Origin of the sequence: Haloarcula sp. Atlit-47R (assembly GCF_003665985.1) — an archaeon.
GTDB lineage: Archaea > Halobacteriota > Halobacteria > Halobacteriales > Haloarculaceae > Haloarcula > Haloarcula taiwanensis.
Genome location: NZ_QPLQ01000003.1, coordinates 379,279 through 396,065, shown reverse-complemented (window position 1 = coordinate 396,065; position 16,787 = coordinate 379,279). Strand labels below are relative to the sequence as shown.

At 61.4% G+C, this 16,787-nt stretch carries 19 protein-coding genes and 1 pseudogene; 12 read left to right on the top strand and 8 right to left on the bottom strand.

The features are described from left to right. Window positions 1-23: 23 nt before the first annotated feature. Together DVK00_RS14055 and DVK00_RS14050 are read right to left on the bottom strand one after the other, a co-directional pair. Complete coding sequence (locus DVK00_RS14055) at window positions 24-746, bottom strand: class I SAM-dependent methyltransferase (RefSeq protein WP_101351525.1); 723 nt, start codon at window positions 744-746, stop codon at window positions 24-26. Between the two features lie 42 nt (window positions 747-788). After that, window positions 789-1,622 carry a CoA ester lyase gene (locus tag DVK00_RS14050; protein WP_101351524.1) on the bottom strand — a complete coding sequence of 278 codons (834 nt, stop codon included), beginning with the start codon at window positions 1,620-1,622 and terminating at the stop codon, window positions 789-791. Between the two features lie 214 nt (window positions 1,623-1,836). On the opposite strand from DVK00_RS14050, the gene DVK00_RS14045 reads away from it, so the two are divergent. Then, entirely contained in the window at window positions 1,837-2,712 is an 876-nt protein-coding gene (locus DVK00_RS14045; protein WP_101351523.1) for an amidohydrolase family protein, read from the top strand. On the opposite strand, the gene DVK00_RS14040 is transcribed toward DVK00_RS14045, so the two are convergent. Both DVK00_RS14040 and DVK00_RS14035 read right to left on the bottom strand, forming a co-directional pair. Then, window positions 2,709-3,470, bottom strand: coding sequence for an enoyl-CoA hydratase/isomerase family protein (locus DVK00_RS14040; protein WP_101351919.1), 762 nt, complete (start codon window positions 3,468-3,470; stop codon window positions 2,709-2,711). The genes DVK00_RS14045 and DVK00_RS14040 overlap by 4 nt on opposite strands. Window positions 3,471-3,495: 25 nt before the next feature. Then, a complete protein-coding gene (locus tag DVK00_RS14035; RefSeq protein WP_121577936.1) occupies window positions 3,496-4,152 on the bottom strand; it encodes a helix-turn-helix domain-containing protein in 657 nt (218 codons plus the stop codon). A 107-nt stretch (window positions 4,153-4,259) separates the two neighbouring features. On the opposite strand from DVK00_RS14035, the gene paaA reads away from it, so the two are divergent. The 6 genes and pseudogenes from paaA to paaE all read left to right on the top strand — a co-directional run bounded on the left by paaA (window position 4,260) and on the right by paaE (window position 7,158). Beyond that, window positions 4,260-5,201, top strand: coding sequence for a 1,2-phenylacetyl-CoA epoxidase subunit PaaA (gene paaA / locus DVK00_RS14030; RefSeq protein ID WP_101351522.1), 942 nt, complete (start codon window positions 4,260-4,262; stop codon window positions 5,199-5,201). A gap of 5 nt (window positions 5,202-5,206) precedes the next feature. Continuing rightward, a pseudogene (locus tag DVK00_RS22460) lies at window positions 5,207-5,380 on the top strand (PacF protein); the annotation flags it as partial. A 6-nt stretch (window positions 5,381-5,386) separates the two neighbouring features. Continuing rightward, window positions 5,387-5,734 (top strand): phenylacetic acid degradation protein PaaB, encoded by a 348-nt coding sequence (locus tag DVK00_RS14025; RefSeq protein WP_394345573.1) that lies wholly within the window; start codon window positions 5,387-5,389, stop codon window positions 5,732-5,734. Next, on the top strand, window positions 5,734-6,567 hold the full coding sequence (gene paaC, locus DVK00_RS14020) for a 1,2-phenylacetyl-CoA epoxidase subunit PaaC (RefSeq protein ID WP_121577883.1): 834 nt from the start codon (window positions 5,734-5,736) through the stop codon (window positions 6,565-6,567). The genes DVK00_RS14025 and paaC overlap by 1 nt, the downstream gene beginning before the upstream one ends. Further along, on the top strand, window positions 6,560-6,994 hold the full coding sequence (paaD, locus tag DVK00_RS14015; RefSeq protein WP_014030898.1) for a 1,2-phenylacetyl-CoA epoxidase subunit PaaD: 435 nt from the start codon (window positions 6,560-6,562) through the stop codon (window positions 6,992-6,994). The genes paaC and paaD overlap by 8 nt, the downstream gene beginning before the upstream one ends. Next, complete coding sequence (gene paaE, locus DVK00_RS22370) at window positions 6,991-7,158, top strand: 1,2-phenylacetyl-CoA epoxidase subunit PaaE (protein WP_304999832.1); 168 nt, start codon at window positions 6,991-6,993, stop codon at window positions 7,156-7,158. Before paaD ends, paaE begins: the two co-directional genes overlap by 4 nt. Before the next feature lie 101 nt (window positions 7,159-7,259). On the opposite strand, the gene DVK00_RS14010 is transcribed toward paaE, so the two are convergent. Both DVK00_RS14010 and DVK00_RS14005 read right to left on the bottom strand, forming a co-directional pair. Next, window positions 7,260-8,711: an aldehyde dehydrogenase gene (locus DVK00_RS14010; protein ID WP_121577882.1), complete on the bottom strand. Its 1,452-nt coding sequence runs from the start codon at window positions 8,709-8,711 to the stop codon at window positions 7,260-7,262. Between the two features lie 145 nt (window positions 8,712-8,856). Continuing rightward, on the bottom strand, window positions 8,857-9,315 hold the full coding sequence (locus DVK00_RS14005) for a MaoC/PaaZ C-terminal domain-containing protein (RefSeq protein ID WP_053967752.1): 459 nt from the start codon (window positions 9,313-9,315) through the stop codon (window positions 8,857-8,859). 101 nt (window positions 9,316-9,416) lie between these two features. Between DVK00_RS14005 and paaI the strand changes: the two genes are divergently transcribed. Next, the gene (paaI, locus tag DVK00_RS14000) at window positions 9,417-9,812 is read left to right on the top strand and encodes a hydroxyphenylacetyl-CoA thioesterase PaaI (protein WP_101351518.1); all 396 of its coding nucleotides are present in this window, start codon (window positions 9,417-9,419) and stop codon (window positions 9,810-9,812) included. 3 nt (window positions 9,813-9,815) lie between these two features. On the opposite strand, the gene paaK is transcribed toward paaI, so the two are convergent. Beyond that, window positions 9,816-11,105: a phenylacetate--CoA ligase PaaK gene (paaK, locus tag DVK00_RS13995; protein WP_121537155.1), complete on the bottom strand. Its 1,290-nt coding sequence runs from the start codon at window positions 11,103-11,105 to the stop codon at window positions 9,816-9,818. 132 nt (window positions 11,106-11,237) lie between these two features. Here paaK and DVK00_RS13990 point away from each other — a divergent pair, with 132 nt between their 5' ends. Both DVK00_RS13990 and DVK00_RS13985 read left to right on the top strand, forming a co-directional pair. Beyond that, window positions 11,238-12,410 carry a thiolase domain-containing protein gene (locus DVK00_RS13990; RefSeq protein WP_101351516.1) on the top strand — a complete coding sequence of 391 codons (1,173 nt, stop codon included), beginning with the start codon at window positions 11,238-11,240 and terminating at the stop codon, window positions 12,408-12,410. Continuing rightward, window positions 12,407-13,843 (top strand): zinc ribbon domain-containing protein, encoded by a 1,437-nt coding sequence (locus tag DVK00_RS13985; protein ID WP_121577881.1) that lies wholly within the window; start codon window positions 12,407-12,409, stop codon window positions 13,841-13,843. The genes DVK00_RS13990 and DVK00_RS13985 overlap by 4 nt, the downstream gene beginning before the upstream one ends. A gap of 9 nt (window positions 13,844-13,852) precedes the next feature. On the opposite strand, the gene DVK00_RS13980 is transcribed toward DVK00_RS13985, so the two are convergent. Beyond that, entirely contained in the window at window positions 13,853-14,995 is a 1,143-nt protein-coding gene (locus tag DVK00_RS13980; protein ID WP_121577880.1) for a thiolase family protein, read from the bottom strand. 98 nt (window positions 14,996-15,093) lie between these two features. On the opposite strand from DVK00_RS13980, the gene DVK00_RS13975 reads away from it, so the two are divergent. Then, window positions 15,094-15,978 (top strand): 3-hydroxyacyl-CoA dehydrogenase family protein, encoded by an 885-nt coding sequence (locus DVK00_RS13975; RefSeq protein ID WP_121577879.1) that lies wholly within the window; start codon window positions 15,094-15,096, stop codon window positions 15,976-15,978. After that, window positions 15,975-16,787, top strand: a complete 813-nt coding sequence (locus DVK00_RS13970) for an enoyl-CoA hydratase/isomerase family protein (RefSeq protein ID WP_121537149.1) — start codon at window positions 15,975-15,977, stop codon at window positions 16,785-16,787. Before DVK00_RS13975 ends, DVK00_RS13970 begins: the two co-directional genes overlap by 4 nt.

Below are 16,787 nucleotides of genomic sequence, written 5' to 3'. Positions count from 1 at the left end.
GACGAACCGCAGATTCAAGTCACCTATTCGGGCACGCCGATGACCCACCGCCATCGTTGCTCGAACGTCCCGTCCAGAGCGCCGAGGAGTTCGTGGGCCTGTCGTACCCGCTGTTCTGTGTCGAGTTTCGGATAGAGCCGTGCGGCCATCGCGGGAATGGCGTGGAACAGCCGGATGTTTTCGGCAGTCGTCGAAAACCGCCATGTGCCTGTCGTCGTCGAGAAGTCACTCGCCAGGGCGTCTTGGAGGGTTGATGTGTCGGACGGGGAGCGTGACTCGCGCTCGAACTGTTCGAACACGTCCGTGCCGTCGGGACAGAACCACCCCAGCGGTGCGACAGCGCCAACCACGCCGTCCGGGCGGAGGACTCTGGCGGCTTCCCGTACTGCAGTCGCTGGGTCAGGGACCAGAAAGAGTGAGGCGGTAAAAGCCACGCCGTCGACCGACTGGTCACTGAGCGGAAGGTGGTCGAAATCGGCCTGCAACCGGGCAGCGGAGTCGATTTCGCGTAGCATCTCGCGACTGATATCGAGCGCAATAGTATCCGCTGCCGTCTCGGCGAACACGCGCGTGCTTACGCCTGTTCCAGCGCCCGCATCGAGCACTGTCCCGAGTCGCCCGTCAGGACGAGTGCTCATCTCGGCGGCGAGCAGCCGAGCGAGCGACGTGAAACGATTGGTCCGCCGCTCGTAGGTCGTGTAGGCGTCGACGCTGGCATCGAAATTTCGCCGGACGACGTTTTTCATACACGACAGCACAGTAAGGTCTCGGATAGGTGTTGCCGTTGGTTACCGCTGCCCGGCCTCGCGAGCGCGTTCGAGGACGCGCTCTGCTTGCGCGATAAGCGGTGCGTCAATCATCTCCCCGTCGACCTCGAAAACCCCGGCATCTGTCTCGTCGTCGGCTGCAACAACGCGTTCAGCCCATGCTATTTCCTCGTCATCGGGGGAGAACGCGTCGTTGATGACCGCGACCTGATCCGGATGGATCGCCATCTTCCCATCGTATCCGAGCTGGGCCGCGAACTCCGTCGCTTCGCGGAGGCCATCTAGATCGCCGTAGTCGGGGTATATCGTATCTATCGCATCGATTCCAGCGGCGCTGGCCGCAACGACGACTCGCTGGCGTGCATAGAGCACCTCTCGTCCGTCGCTGGTCCGACTCGCACCGATGTCGGCCGCGAGGTCTTCGGCTCCGAACAGGAGGGCATCTGTTGGGTCGGCGGCTGCGATCTCCGCCGCGTTGAGGACGCCAGCGGCCGATTCGACCAGCGAAAGCACTGGGAGGTCCACACTGTGCTCCCCGAGGAGCCGTTCCAGGACCGATATGTCGTCGGCAGAACTGGCCTTCGGGAGCATCACACTGTCGGGACTGGTATCCGTCAGTATTGCCGCAAGGTCGGCTGTAGCGCTGACTCCCACGGGATTGATGCGAACGCAGATGTGGCTATCTGAACTGACAGTTGATAGGACCGATTGAACAGATTCACGGGCCTGTTCTTTGTCAGCCGGTGCAACCGCATCTTCGAGGTCGAAAACGACCACGTCAGCGTCGCCACCGGCCGCCTTTCGCATCAACTCTGTGTTGTCACCCGGTGCAAACAGGACACTGCGACGAACCATGGCTGCCCCTTCACCTCCCAGCAGTAAGATGGTAGGGGATAGACACCCGGCTATGCACGGGGTGACCGTGCGCTGTGGACTCGTCGCCTGCCGCAGGTATGACCACCGCCGCTCGAATTAGCTACCGGTGGCACGACTGCCGTGACACTTCAGCGTGGCCGCTGGACAGCAGAAACAGCATGGATTTTTATGACACTGGGTAAAATCTCTCTCTGTGACAACCGACCTCCCTGGTGTCGACGACAGGCAACTGTTCGACACGCACGCCCACCAACCGACCAGTGAGTTCCTCCACGACGCCGGCGGCGAAATGATGCAAGACGCCGCCGACCGCTTTGGCACTGATCTGGAGACGTGGGACTACGACGAAATGCTCGCGGAGTACCACGAGGCGGGTGTCGGTGGCGCTGTCCTGCTTGGCTGGGACGCGGAGACGAACACCGGAAACCCACCCGTCCCCAACGACTATGTCGCCGAAGTCCGGGACGAGTACCCCGACTTCTTCGTTGGGTTCGGAAGCGTCGATCCACTGAAAGATGACTGCGTACAGGAGGCGATCCGGTGCGTCGAGGATCTGGACCTCTCGGGGTTCAAGTTCCAGCAGATCGCACAGGGCTTTGACCCCTCGGACGAACGCCACGACCACCTGTGGAGTACCATCGAAGACCTCGGGGTCCCCGTTGTCTTCCACGGCGGGAACTCGACACTGGGGGCCTGTAGCGCCGGCGGTCGCGGCCTGAAAATCAAGTACGGTAACCCGATGCTTATCGACGACGTGGCTGCTGCACATCCGGATCTCGACATCCTCATCGCTCACCCCGCCTTCCCGTGGGAGAAAGAGCAACTGGCGATATGCCAGCAAAAAGGCAACGTGTACATGGATCTCTCCGGCTGGGTGCCGAAGTACATCGACGAGCAGGTGCTCCATTACGCCGGGACAGTGCTCAAAGACAAGGTGATGTTCGGCACTGATTATCCGATGATCGACCCCGAAACGTGGCTCGAATCGTTCGCCCGTGACACGGACTTTGACACGGATGTCCAGCGGAAGATTCTGTTCGAAAACGCCCGGGAATTTTTCGACCGCTAGTCGAAATCCGGGGTCCGCCCGTCCAGAAACGCCTCGACTCCGCGTGAGTGTGCCGGCGTATCGTACGCCAGCGACTGGATGCGTGCTTCCCGACGCAGCCCGGTTCGCAGAGACTGGCCGAGATTATCGTGGATCGCCTCCTTCGCCAGCCCGAGGTTCGCTGTCGGCTGTGCCTGAAGTGTTTCGAGCAGGTCGGCCGTCCGCGCATCAAGCTTGGCTGGTTCGACAGCCTCGTTGATCAGATCCATGTCGGCGGCGCTTTCGGCGTCGATTAGTTTCCCGGTGAACGCGAGTTCTTTAGTTTTCCTGAGCCCGATAAGCCGAGGTAGTATGGCGGTTGCGCCCATGTCTGGGACGAGGCCGACGCTGATGAACGACGCACCGAACCGCGCGGACGTGGCGGCGTAGGCGAAATCGGCGACGGCCACGAGCGACAGTCCGGCACCGACCGCGTCCCCGTTGACCTTTGCGACGACAGGCACCGGCGCTTCGAGGATATTGCTGGCCACCCGACCCAGCGTTTTCCGGACTCGTTCGTAGGCTTCCGTTGCCGATTCCTCACGCTCGCTCATCGCCTCAATATCCCCGCCGGCACTGAACGAATCACCGTCACCGGTGAGGAGAACGGCGTCGTGCGTCGCCGGGTCGAGATCAGCGAGCGCATCAGCGAGCTCAGTCGCGACCGCCCCGGTCATCGCGTTTTTGACACCGGGACGGTCGAATACGATTCGTCGAACAGCACCGTCTTCAACGCGCATGGTCGTATTCAGGTGCCCGGGCACTTTACTGTCCGTCGTCGCCCAGATGGCCGCCGTCGGTGTCACCGAACAGCTGCGTGAACAACGAGTGCTGTGCGCGGTGGAGTCGTTCGAGGAACGCGGACTTGCTGATACCGAGTTCGGCAGCGACTTCACTAGCTGTCGTCTGTCGTGGGACGAGAAAATACCCCATCTCAACTGCGTACCGGAGACTCTCAGTCTGTGCCGGGGTCAGGTCCCACTGCTGTGCGATAGACGCGTCCTCTGTTGCACGCAGTGCGTACACCCGCTGTAGTTTCACGCCGACAGTTTCACCGGCCGTCTCCATGACGGTTTGGAGAATCTCGTGGCCCACCACAGCGCCAGTTAAAATCGCGTTGCCGTTCCGATACGTCAGCGATTCAACCATGAAGCCCGCACTGATGAGTTTATGTACAACACATTGCTGGAGCGATAGACATCGGTAATTATACCGACCATCGGTAACTGACTGGTAGAGATAGCGGATCCGGTCGTCCTCATCGAGATAGTCGATAAGCTTGTCACTCGCCTGCGCACTGAACCGCAGCAATACGTTACGGTCATCCCGGAGGAGTGGCGGGGCCGCTTCAATGGATGTCCCCGTGGCACTGCTTGCATCTGCCAGCGGGCAGTCGTCGCCCTCGATGCGAAACTCGACCATGAGACACTCCTCTATCATCACCTCATACATGTGCGGAATTACATATAAAACCCGTCTATATAGGGGCAAATTAGTAAGAATATTCCTCACGATTTTTGGGATAGCATATGAACGTTGACGAAGTCAAAGACCGCGCTGGACCCCGAGAATTCAGCCCGAAAGACGACCTTCCCGAAGAGTATCGGAAGGCAGCCACGCGGATGCTCGAGTTCCACGCAAACAGCGAGATTATGGGGGCGTACCTCGAACGGCCCTTCATCAGAAAAGCACCGAGTATTGAGCGAAAGATGGCCTTCAGCGCGAAGGTGCAGGACGAAATCGGCCACGGCCAGATGCTCTACCGAGCGGCGGAGTCACTCGGTGTCAAGACCCGCGACGAGATGCTTGCAGACCTGGCGAACGGGGACGGGAAGTTCCTGAACTGCTTCCATTATCCGATGGAGAGCTACGTCGAGACGCCGATGATCGCATTCTTCGTCGACGGGGCCGCGATGCGCCGCCAAGCGACCCTGAAAAAGTCCAGTTGGGAACCGTACGCCCACGCGATGGACAAGATCTGCTTCGAGGAGGGGATGCACGTCAAACACGGCGAGTCGATCCTCCGCGAACTAATGAACGGCTCCCGGAAGGAACAGCGCATGGTGCAGGAAGCCTTCGAAGAGTGGTGGCCGCGAATCTTGCAGTTCTTCGGCCCGACCGACGACCAGAGCACCCATCACGACTTCGCCGCGGAAGTCGGGCTGAAGACGTGTACGAACGACGAACTTCGAAACGCGTTCCTCAATACGTACATCCCGAAAGCCAAGAAATACGGGCTGGAGATGCCCGATGAGCCACGCATCCGGGATAACGGTGACGGGACATACGAGGTCGTCGAGGACGACCTCGACTGGGACGAGTTCTTCACTGTCTCACAGAACGATTACGACGGCAGTATCGAGCAGATCACGGGTCGCCGACAGGCTCAGGAAGCGGTTCAGTGGGTCCGTGACATGATGGACGACCAGACGACGACGAACAGCGGCCCGCAGTCACAGGCGGCTGACTGAGAACAATGATCTGGGAAGTATTCCGACAACAGAGTCCGGACGCGGCGTTCGTTCACTGCCGAGATGTCCACGCACCCGACCGAGAGATGGCAAAGCAGTTCGCCGTCATCCAGCACGGACGCCGGAAACCAACCCACGCGCTCTGGGTTGCCCCGCAGGAGAAAATCACGCAGGTCGACTCTGGGGTGGAGAGCCATGGCGAGACCGAGGACAGCGCCGAGAAACCGTGGGCCGTCTTCCGGCAGGACAAGCCTGGTGGGTATCACACGCACTGTGGTGATGTCGAAGCTGCCAGCGCCGCCGACGCAGAACAGGCGGCGATTGCGGCGTTCACTGACGACGACCCGAACAGTCTCTGGGTCGTCCAGCACCAGTACATCGGCGAAGTCACCGAGGACGACGTGAGCTTCGGCGGGACGACCAACAAGTCCTACCGGTTTGCACAGACGTACAACGTCGATCCGGCCGCTGAGGAGGTCAAAGCCTCCGAGACTGAGCAGATAGAAGCGGAGAAACAGCGAGGTGAGATCTAATGGCAACAACGGAATCCGACCTCGGCGGTCCAGCTGACCTGTCCGAGGACGAACAGCGTGCAGTCGAGGCACAGCTACTCCGGCTTGCTGACGACGAGCTGATTCAGGCCGAACGCTACACGTTCTGGCAGGTGCGTGCGCCGACACTGGAATCGGACCTTTCGATTTCGAACAACGCGCAGGACGAACTGGGTCACGCACGACTGTGGTATGATGCAGTGCAGCAACTCGGCTACTCCGAGGAATCGCTCATTTACGAGAGCGACCCCAGCGACTTCCAGCACAGTACGCTCGTCGAGCTGCCGTTTGCGGAAGGCGACTGGGCCGGCGCCATCGTCAGAGCGTACCTCTACGATGCGGCCGAGGATATCCGCCTCTCTGCGCTTGAGGACTCATCGTACGAGACAATCCGGAACCGAACGAGCCGCATTCAGGGCGAGGAAGGCTATCATCTCGAACACGCCGAAAGCTGGCTGAACCGGATGGCACTGGACGAGGAAGCCAGCGAACGCGTTCAGGCGGCTATCGATGACCTCTATCCGTACGCCCTCACGCTGTTCGAACCCGTCGGTGACGTGGAAGCCGACATCGAACGGCTGGGCATCCGAACGATGACTCTCGACGAGATGCGCACCGAGTGGGAGACCCGCGTCGAATCGTTCCTGACCGAACTGGGGTTCGACGTGCCGACCGATACCGCCCCCGCAACGCCGACGGGCCGGGACAACGAACACACTGACCACTGGCACGACCTGCACGAACAGATGACGTCCAGCTACCGGAATCTGGGACGCGACAAAGCGACGCTGATAATGGCGGCCGACGATGAGTAGCGACTACGACCGGCCACGCGCGGACGCTGACGCCACCGCGTGTTCGTACACCGACTACGAGACCAAAGACCACGCAGCGGACGACGTGCCGGCCACAGGCGAGGACGCCGACGGCATCGAACGCGACGTGTGGGCGGCCCTGTATCAGGTCGAGGACCCGGAGATGCCGGTCAGCATCGTCGATCTGGGCCTCATATATGGGCTTGACGTGTCCGATGGTGCTGTCACGGTCGACATGACACTCACATACAGCGGCTGTCCGGCACGCGAGATCATCCTTGATGAGGTCGAAGAAGCCGCCGAGAGTGTCGACGGAATCGAGACCGCGTCGGTCCGACTGGTCTGGGCCCCGGACTGGTCGATTGACTTGGTCACCGAACAGGGCAAAGAAGCGCTTCGGGACTTCGGAATGAGTTTCGACGGATGAGCGAGCCCGACCCCAGCGTCACGACCAGCGGCGAACAGACGGGCGCTGAGTGCCCGTACTGCAGCTCAACTGACACTGAGCGAAAACATCCACGCGGACCGTCTCGCTGTCAGTCGATTCATTACTGTAACGAGTGCCTCCAGCAGTTCAAGAAGTTCGAGTAAGCCGCTATTACTTGCGAGTATTACCTTCGTAGTTTGATACTGCGAAACAGAACGGTGGTGCCAATGATGACGGTGGCTGGAGTCTGCCGCCGACTTGACCCTCAGCCGAGGTTGATGTGGACGTTTTTCACCTCGGTGTAGGCCTCGATGGCCTGCTCGCCCTGTGCGCGGCCGTGGCCACTCTGTTTCGTGCCGCCGAAGGGCGTCTGTGGCCACGTGTTGGGCGTCTCGTTGACCATCACCATCCCGTAGTCCAGTCTGTCTGTGACGGTGTGAGCGCGAGTCAGGTCGTTCGTCCAGACACAGGCGGTGAGGCCAAACGGTGAGTCGTTTGCGACCGCAATCGCTTCTTCCTCGTCGCTCACTTCGATTGCGGTAAGCACGGGACCGAAGATTTCCTCCTGTGCAATCGTCATCTCGTTGTCCACGTCGGCAAAGACTGTCGGCTCGACGAAGTGACCGGTGTCTCTGTCAGCAGGGACGCCACCGCCGGCCGCGACAGTCGCCCCCTCTTCTTTCCCGGTCTCGATATAGTCGAGGATCTCCTGTTGCTGGCCCGCGCTGACGACTGGTCCCATCTGTCCATCGTCGTCGATACCGCCGCCGAGCGGGATGTTTTCGGCGATCTCAGCCATCCGGGAGACCATCTCGTCGTAGACGTCTTCGTGGACGACAATACGTGAGTTCGCCCAGCACATCTGTCCGGCGTTCATGAAGATTCCGTACTGGATGCCGCGGGCGGCGGTATCGAGGTCAGCGTCGGGGAACACGACTGCCGGACCCTTTCCGCCGAGTTCGAGCGTCACATCGGCGACCGCATCCGCAGCAGTACGCTGGACCGTCTTTCCGACGCCAGTACTCCCGGTGAAGGTAACGTGATCGACGCCCTCGTGCCCGGTGAGGGCGTCGCCGGCCTCTGACCCCTTCCCTGGAACGACGTTGACGACGCCGTCAGGCAGGCCCGCTTTTTCGGCGGCTTTCGCATAGTACAGCGCCGAAAGCGGCGTCATAGCAGATGGCTTGAGGATAACGCTGTTTCCCGCCGCCAGCGCCGGTGCTAGTCCGCGGCCGGCGAGCTGGAAGGGATAGTTCCACGGCGCGATGTGTGCCGTCACGCCGACTGGTTCACGGGTAGTGTAGTTGAGCCGGCCGTTCTCGACGGGAATCTCGTCGCCGCGTATCTTGTCCGTCCACCCGGCGTAATGGCGGAACGTATCGACGACCATGTCGATTTCCAGCCCGGCTTCGAAGGGGGTTTTCCCGTTGTCGTGGGATTCAACCATGGAGAGCTCGTCTTTCATCGCCTCGATGGCGTCGGCCATCGCATGGAGCTTCTCCCGACGCGTTCCCGGGTCCATCGTCGCCCACTCGGAACCGTCTGCGACGGCTGCCCGTGCCGCCTGTACTGCATCGTCGATATCGGCCGCCTCGGCCTGCTGTACCGATGCGTAGGTCTGTTCAGTTGCTGGGTCCTCCGTCTCAATCTTGTCGCCGTTGGTCGCTTCTCGCCATTCGCCACCGATATACAGGTCTGTCGGACCGGTGTACTCCATTGCAATAAGAGTGGGAGTGCGCGGCGTCTTAGTTGTTATTATTGATTATTAATGTTTGGCTGACGAGAGCGCAGTTTGCGGCTTTCAAGCCGCAACATTGCGGTGCTATCCGCTACAGCTGCAGCTTTCGGACGCGTCAGTGGATTTACTCGCGTTTCTTTATCAGGAACTTCATATCGCCCTCGAAGACGACGGTCCCGTCCTGATTTTCCATTTCGGTGTCGAGAACGACTAACCCGGCGTCGTCGCGCCCGACCTCCTTGGTGTTGTCAACGACAATCTCCAGTTGGAGTGTATCGCCGATATGGACCGGGTTCGGGAGGTCCATGTAGTTCATTCCGAGAAACGCGAACGCGGTCCGTTCGACGATGCCCGTCCGGTAGACGAAGCCAGTCGCCTGCACGAACGTCATCGGACCGTGTGCGATCCGCTCACCGAACTCCTGTTGTTCCGCGTATTCCTTGTTCGTATGCAGTTCAGTCCAGTCTCCTGACAGGGCAGAGTGCATGACGAAATCGGACTCGGTAACCGTCCGGCCGACACTGATAAACTCCTGCCCCTCTTCGAAGTCCTCGAAGTGGTGTGGCTCGTAGCTGTACGCCATAGTTTGTCATCTGATAGCAGCCATTTATATTTTTACGCTCCGCTGACAGCACCAGCAGTGACCGGTATATATTTGTTATTCCTGATGGAACCACAGGCTGTATGTCCGGCGTCGCTGACGAAGTCAGAGAGCGTATCGAATCGGACGCGTACTGTGAAACCCTTGGCATCGACCTGGTCGAACTCGATTCGGGGTTCGCCCGGACTGAGTTGACGATTACTGAGGACTTGCTGAACTTTCATGGGACACCCCACGGCGGGGCGATTTACTCACTCGCCGATGCAGCGTTCGCTGCGGCGTCGAACTCTCACGGCGAGGTTGCGGTTGCCCTGGAGACGAACATCTCGTATTTAGACGCCATCGACACCGGTGAGACGCTGTCTGCGGTCGCTGAAGAGACACATCTTGCGGACAGCACCGCGGAGTACGAGGTGACGGTGACCGCACAGGATGGCGAGCGTATCGCGACGTTTCGCGGCCGAGTCTACCGGCCCTGACAGTCAGTCACGGTGGTCGTAAACGCGTTTCACCTTCCCGACCTGCGTTCGTTCGATGCTACCGGGCGCGACAAGTTCGAGTTCGTCCGGGGTGAACGCGAGCACGTTTTCCAGACGTTCGATGATTTCATCTTCCAGCGCTTTGTCGCCCGGCCCCTGCTCCGCAGTCCGTTCGATGGTGAGTTCAAGCACGTCGAGGTTGTCCTCCTCGTAGAGGTCGATTCGGTAGTGCGGGGCGACGCCGTCGATATCTAGTACTGCGTGTTCGATTTCGCTAGGGTAGAGGTTGACGCCACGGATGATGAGGAGGTCATCGGTCCGGCCAGTGACGTTGTCCATCCGTACCATCGTCCGGCCGCACGCACACTCGTCGTAGTTCAGCGTCGTGAGGTCACCGGTCCGGTACCGGAAGACCGGCAACGCCTCCTTGGTGAGCGTTGTGAGAACGAGTTCCCCCTCTTCGCCTTCCTCGACCGGCTCTTTCGTGTGTGGGTCGATGACCTCCGGGTAGAAATGGTCCTCCCAGATGTGAAGCCCGTCCTGCGCTTCGTGGCATTCACACGAGACGCCGGGACCGATGATCTCGGACAGTCCATAAATATCGATGCCATCGACGCCCAGCCGCGCCTCGATTTCCTCCCGCATCGGGTCTGTACACGGTTCCGCTCCGAAGATAATCGTCGAGATCGGTAGCTCTCTGGGGTCGTGACCCATCTCTTCGGCCGTCTCGGCGAGATAGAGGGCATACGACGGGGTGCAGGCGAACACATCGCTCTCCAGGTCGGTCATCAACTCGACCTGTCGCTGTGTCTGGCCGCTCCCGATCGGAATAACCGAGGCCCCCAGTTCCTCAGTTCCGTAGTGGAGCCCCAGTCCGCCGGTGAACAATCCGTAGCCGTAGGCGTTCTGGACGGTGTCCCCTGCTTCGGTCCCGCTCGCAGCCAACGACCGTGCGACGACTTCGCTCCAGGTGTCGAGGTCGTCGTCCGTGTACGAGACGATTTTGGGTTTGCCGGTCGTCCCGGACGACGCGTGGATACGTGCAACGTCCGCGTCGTCTACGGCGAAGAGCCCGTCGGGGTACTCGTCGCGGAAATCCTCTTTCGTCGTCATCGGCAACTTCGTGATGTCGTCGATACTCTGGATGTCTTCGGGCGAGACGCCCGCCTCATCGAGCTTTTCCCGGTAAAACGGGACGTTTTCATAGGCGTGTGTGACAGTCTCTTTCAATCGGTCAGTTTGCAACGCACGCAGCTCTGTACGGTCAGACGCCTCCAGTGGCTTGTACACCATCTTCAGTGACAGAATGGGGTAAGAGTGATAAAATGGTTTGGGATTGGTCACTCCGCTGCCAATAGCGTGCGTGGTGTGTGACTCTCGACGAGTGATGCAAAGCTATTTTTCAGTACCCTCAGAGTTCCATGTATGCGGGACGCGTATCTCATCGGCGCAGGGCAAACGCCGTTTGGCTCGATGCCCGAAGAGAGCTACAGATCACTGTTCGACCACGCAGTCAGCGAAGCCATCGACAGTGTCGACCACGGTATCGACACGGATGCAATAGACGAAGCGGTCGTCGGCTCACTCGGCGTGGGCGGTCGACAACTCGGTCTCTCTGGCCCGGCAGCAACCGAACACGCTGGGCTGCACGGCGTCCCCAGCGTACGCGTTGAAAACGCCTGTGCCGCGTCGGGCTATGCCGTCCGACAGGCAATTCAGGCGGTCAAAAGCGGGATGGCCGACGTGGCGCTGGCTGGCGGCGTCGAAGTCATGACGGATATGAGTAGCGACGTGACGAAGTACTGGCTCGGCGTTTCCGGCGAAACAGAGTGGGAACGGCTGACCGGGACGACGTTCTCCGGCGTCTACGCACAGATGGCAAGCGCGTATCTACGAGAGTACGGGGCCAGCGAGGAACACCTTTCAATGGTGGCAGTCAAGAATCACCGGAACGGCGCGAAGAACCCGAAGGCCCACCTTGGCTTCGAGTGTTCCCTCGAAGACGCCGTCGACGCCCCGGTTGTTGCAGACCCGCTGAACCTCTATCACTGCTGTCCGACCTCTGACGGCGCAGCGGTCGCGCTCGTCGCCAGTGAGGATGTCGTCGAGCAGTACACTGACAAGCCGGTCCGGGTCGCTGGAGTCGGGGCGGCCAGCGACCGGGTCGGTCTCTTCCAGCGAGACAGCTACACCGGCATTTCCGCGTCGAAGAAGGCCGCGGACACAGCATACAACCGTGCCGGAGTCAGCCCTGCGGACCTCGATTTCGCGGAGGTCCACGACTGCTTTACAATCGCAGAACTGCTTGCATACGAGGACCTCGGGTTCTGTGACCGTGGCGAGGCACCGCAGTTGCTCGACGCGGGAACGACCGACGCTGACGGAGCGATACCGGTCAATCTCTCCGGCGGTCTGAAATCGAAGGGCCACCCTATCGGCGCAACCGGTGCCGGACAGGTCGTCGAGGCGTTCAAACAGCTCACCGGCAGCGCCGCAGACCGGCAGCTAGCTGCCCCGAAGTACGGGCTGACTCATAACGTGGGTGGAAGCGGGGGCAGCGCAGTTGTCCATATCCTCGAACGGGAGGCTGCACGATGACTGTCTCAGGGCTCGCGGCCATCGGTGCGTACGCACCTCGGCTACGGATCGACGCCGCGGAGTTCGAAGCCGCCTGGGGCCGATTCGATGCAGCGGGGATCGACGAGAAGGCGGTTCCCGACGCCGACGAGGACGCGGTCACGATGGGTGTCGAAGCAGCCCGCCGTGCGCTCACTGCCGCCGACGCGTCCGGCACGGATGTCGCGCACTTGGCCTTCGCGACAACGACACCGCCGATGGCGGAAGAGGACCTCGCGGCGCGACTCTGCAGTATTCTCACCGTCCCAGACAGCGCAAAGACGCAGACCATGACCGGCTCCACGCACGCCGGTGCGCAGGCGCTGGACGCAACCATGGACGGCGGGCCGTTCGGGGACGGTATCGGCCTCGTCATCATCAGCGACTGTCCGCAGGGCGACCCTGACAGCGAGGTCGAACACGCCGCCGGTGCCGGCAGTGTTGCGCTCGTTGTTGACGAGGACGGTCCCGGAAGCGTCATTGAGCGAGCGTCACATACGGCGGCTTATCCCGGAACGCGCTTCAGAACGGGCGGCGACGACCGGACGACCGGTCTGGGCGTTACGCAGTACGACCGCGACGCGTTCACGACCACGCTTTCCAGTGCGGCGAATAGACTGGACGTGTCGATGGATACAGTTGATGCAGCAGCGGTCCAGTCTCCGGACGGCAAACTCCCCTATCGGGCGACTGGTGCGCTCGGGGTCGACGCAGAGACAATCGCCGCCGCGGACACAGTCAGTACGCTCGGGGACACCGGCGCTGCCAGTGCGTTTCTCGGGGCCGCAACAGCATTTGCGGACGACGCCGAGCGCGTGCTGATCGCAGCGTACGGAAGCGGCGCGAGTGCGACGCTGTTCGCCGTTGCTGGTCCCGTTCCGGTCGAAACTGCACTGGATGGGACTGCCTCCCTGTCCTACGCCGAGTACCTCCGGCGGCGCGGCGAGATTACACGCGACGAACCCGAGGGCGGCGGAGCCTACGTTAGCGTCCCGTCCTGGCAACGGACGATCCCACAACGCCACCGACTCGTCGCCGGCCGGTGTTCTGCGTGTGGTGCGTTGAACTTCCCGCCGACCGGGGCCTGTACGGACTGTCACGAGCGCACCGGTGATTTCGAGGCTGTCGAACTGCCCGGAACAGGGACAGTCGAGGCAGTAACGACCATCGAACAGGGCGGTGCCCCGCCGGAGTTCGTCGCTCAGCAGTCCAAGAGCGGCCAGTTCGATAGCGCTATCGTCGCGCTCGACAGCCCGTCGGGTGCACAGACCGTGAGTGTCCCTGCACAGGTGCTTCAGGCGGGGGCGGAAGTCACAATCGGCACCCCTGTCGTGCTGACGACGCGGCGCATCTACACCCAGGAAGGCGTCATCAGATACGGCTTCAAGGCACAGGTCGCCAGTCAGCGCCGATAGCCGCCAGTATCAGGGACGCTCGAACACAACCGCGACACCCTGACCAAACCCGACACACATCGTCGCCAGTCCGTGCGTCGCGTCTTGCCGTTGCATCTCATGCAGTAACGTCGTCGTGATTCGTGCCCCCGAACAGCCAAGCGGATGCCCTAACGCGATAGCCCCGCCGTTGACGTTGAGCCGTTCGGTCGGAATCCCCAGTTCGCGTTTGCAGTGGAGGCTCTGGGCTGCAAACGCCTCGTTGAGTTCCACAAGGTCGATATCGTCGATTGTCAGGTCGGCGTCGTCCAGTGCAGCACGTGTCGCCGGAATCGGCCCCCGTCCCATGACTAGCGGGTCGACACCGGCGACGGCCCGCGTCTCCACCCGGGCGAGGACATCGAGATCGTGCTGGTCTGCGTACGCTGCCGAGGTGACGAGCATCCCAGCGGCCCCGTCGGTCAGCGGTGACGCGTTCCCCGGCGTAACCGTCGCCGCCTCGTCGTCGCGAAACACAGTCGGGAGTTCGCTCAACTGCTCGACTGACGTGTCTGCCCGTGGTGTCTTGTCGGTCGCTATCGCTGCCTCGTCGGTGTGAACGGGCACGGTCTCTGCATCGAAGCGGCCGCCTTCCATCGCAGCGACCGCCCGCTTGTGTGACCGCAGCGCAAACTCGTCCTGAGATTTTCGGCTGATATCGTGGTTTCGTGCGATGGTTTCGGCCGTCTGTCCCATCGGCAGCCTGTCGGGGTCGTACCGCCGCTCGATAGCGGGATGCAGCCAGTCAGAGAAGGGGACGGTGCTCATGTGTTCGACGCCGGCGACTGGATACACCGCACCGTCGCCCGCCTCGATGGCACGAGCGGCGTCGACGAGCGTTGTCAGTGACGAGCCACACAGGCGGGTCGTTGTCGCTCCGGGCACTGTTTCCGGAAACCCGCCGGCGAGTATCGACTGCCGGGCGAGGTTTCGTCCCTGCTCTCCCTCCTGATTTGCACACCCGAGTCGGAAGTCGTCCCACTCGACAGCCGGAACACCGGTCCGGTCGACGAGTGCAGCAAGCACGGTGGTGACGAGGTCTTCGGGGTGTGTCCCGGCCAGCGCGCCATCCTTCGGCACCTGTGGCGTTCGTACAGCATCGACTACGACGGCTTGCGAGTCGGAACCAGTCATCCTCACCGACTCTTACCGTGGCCGCTATATTAAATGCAGGCCACACTGCGGCGGGACGCAGGCAACGTTTTTACCCCTCGCTACTGTGCTGAGAAATGATGCACGTAGCTATTCTAGGCGCCGGTACCATGGGCCACGGTATCGCTCAAGTGTCGGCAATGGCTAGTCACGACGTCTTTCTCCGCGATATCGAGGCAGATATCGTTGATGACGGCCTGGCCGCCATCGAGTCGAATCTCGAAGAGGGTATCGCCCGGGAGAAAGTGTCAGAGCCGACGGCCGAAGCAGCACTGGACCGTCTCACGGGGACAACATCGCTCGAGGAGGCTGTGACCGGCGCAGACCTCGTCGTGGAAGCAGTCCCCGAAGACATGGATATCAAACACGAGACGCTCACCGAGGTCGAATCCCACGTCGACCCGGCGACGCTTATCGCGTCAAACACCTCCTCGCTGTCACTGACTGAGATAGCGAGTGTCCTCGACTATCCGGAACGAGCTATCGGCCTCCACTTCTTCAATCCTGTACATATCATGGCACTCGTCGAGATCGTCGTCGCGGAACAGACGAGCGCCGAGACCGTTTCGCGTGCCCGGGAGTTCGTGAACGGGATCGACAAGACACCGGTGGAGGTGGCTGACGCACCGGGCTTTGCCTCCTCTCGGCTTGGTGTCTCTCTGGGCGTCGAAGCGATGCGGATGGTGCAGGAGGGCGTTGCAACACCGCGGGACATCGACACCGCGATGGAACTCGGCTACAATCACCCGATGGGACCGATCGAACTCGGCGATGTCGTCGGTCTCGACGTCCGGCTCGACATCCTCGAATACCTGCGTGCGGAACTCGGCGAACGGTTCCGCCCGCCACAGATCCTGAAACGGAAGGTCCGGGCCGGAAAACTCGGCAAGAAATCCGGCGAGGGGTTCTACGTCTGGGAGGACGGTGACATCGTCGGTACCAGCGGCGACTGGGGGGACGCATGACGGACCTCGCTGACGCCGCGGCGGACTGTGAAACGGTTTCGGTGAGCGTCGGTGACCGCGTCGAGAATGTCGCCACCGTCGAGTTACGCCGGCCGGAGGCCCGAAACGCGCTCAATACCCAGTTGCGGACGGAGTTCAAACAGGTCTTCGACGCAATCCCGGACAGCGATGTCCGTGCTGTCGTGTTGACTGGCGCGGCAGACACCGGCGCATTCGTTGCGGGTGCGGACGTGACGGAACTCCGCGAGCGGGATATGCTAGAGCAACGGGAGGCGAGCAAGCGACCCCGGGTCTACGAATACGTCGACGAATGCCCGATGCCGGTCATCGCCCGCATCAACGGGCACGCGCTCGGCGGCGGCTGTGAGCTGATTCAGGCTGCTGATATCCGGATTGCGCATACGGACGCGAAGTTCGGCCAGCCGGAAATCAACCTCGGCATCATGCCCGGCGGCGGCGGGACACAGCGACTGCCGCGTCTGGTTGGCGAAGGCCACGCTATGCGGCTTATCCTTACCGGCGACCTCATCGACGCAACAGAGGCCGCCGACATCGGCCTCGTCGACGAGGTCCACGACGACGACGTCTTCGATGAGCGGGTCTACGAGATAGCGGCGTCGATTGCAGAGAAAAGCCCCGCGGCGCTCGAACTGGCGAAGAAAGCCGTCCGTGCCAGTTCCCGAATGGATCTCGAAGCCGGCATCGAGTACGAAGCCGAACTGTTCGCACAGCTGTTCGCAACTGGCGACAAGGACGAGGGGATCGACGCGTTCCTCGAAGACAGAGAGCCGGAGTGGGCCAGCGAGTGA

What these genes read in the sequence shown, in the direction of transcription:
- paaE (WP_304999832.1), top strand. Translation starts at nt 6,991, where the DNA reads ATGAGCGAGCCCGACCCCAGCGTCACGACCAGCGGCGAACAGACGGGC.
- paaA (WP_101351522.1), top strand. Translation starts at nt 4,260, where the DNA reads ATGAACGTTGACGAAGTCAAAGACCGCGCTGGACCCCGAGAATTCAGC.
- DVK00_RS14040 (WP_101351919.1), bottom strand. Translation starts at nt 3,470, where the DNA reads ATGCGCGTTGAAGACGGTGCTGTTCGACGAATCGTATTCGACCGTCCC.
- DVK00_RS14050 (WP_101351524.1), bottom strand. Translation starts at nt 1,622, where the DNA reads ATGGTTCGTCGCAGTGTCCTGTTTGCACCGGGTGACAACACAGAGTTG.
- paaD (WP_014030898.1), top strand. Translation starts at nt 6,560, where the DNA reads ATGAGTAGCGACTACGACCGGCCACGCGCGGACGCTGACGCCACCGCG.
- paaK (WP_121537155.1), bottom strand. Translation starts at nt 11,105, where the DNA reads ATGGTGTACAAGCCACTGGAGGCGTCTGACCGTACAGAGCTGCGTGCG.
- DVK00_RS14005 (WP_053967752.1), bottom strand. Translation starts at nt 9,315, where the DNA reads ATGGCGTACAGCTACGAGCCACACCACTTCGAGGACTTCGAAGAGGGG.
- DVK00_RS14035 (WP_121577936.1), bottom strand. Translation starts at nt 4,152, where the DNA reads ATGGTCGAGTTTCGCATCGAGGGCGACGACTGCCCGCTGGCAGATGCA.
- DVK00_RS14055 (WP_101351525.1), bottom strand. Translation starts at nt 746, where the DNA reads ATGAAAAACGTCGTCCGGCGAAATTTCGATGCCAGCGTCGACGCCTAC.
- paaC (WP_121577883.1), top strand. Translation starts at nt 5,734, where the DNA reads ATGGCAACAACGGAATCCGACCTCGGCGGTCCAGCTGACCTGTCCGAG.
- DVK00_RS14010 (WP_121577882.1), bottom strand. Translation starts at nt 8,711, where the DNA reads ATGGAGTACACCGGTCCGACAGACCTGTATATCGGTGGCGAATGGCGA.
- DVK00_RS13985 (WP_121577881.1), top strand. Translation starts at nt 12,407, where the DNA reads ATGACTGTCTCAGGGCTCGCGGCCATCGGTGCGTACGCACCTCGGCTA.
- DVK00_RS13990 (WP_101351516.1), top strand. Translation starts at nt 11,238, where the DNA reads ATGCGGGACGCGTATCTCATCGGCGCAGGGCAAACGCCGTTTGGCTCG.
- DVK00_RS13980 (WP_121577880.1), bottom strand. Translation starts at nt 14,995, where the DNA reads ATGACTGGTTCCGACTCGCAAGCCGTCGTAGTCGATGCTGTACGAACG.
- paaI (WP_101351518.1), top strand. Translation starts at nt 9,417, where the DNA reads ATGTCCGGCGTCGCTGACGAAGTCAGAGAGCGTATCGAATCGGACGCG.
- DVK00_RS13975 (WP_121577879.1), top strand. Translation starts at nt 15,094, where the DNA reads ATGCACGTAGCTATTCTAGGCGCCGGTACCATGGGCCACGGTATCGCT.
- DVK00_RS13970 (WP_121537149.1), top strand. Translation starts at nt 15,975, where the DNA reads ATGACGGACCTCGCTGACGCCGCGGCGGACTGTGAAACGGTTTCGGTG.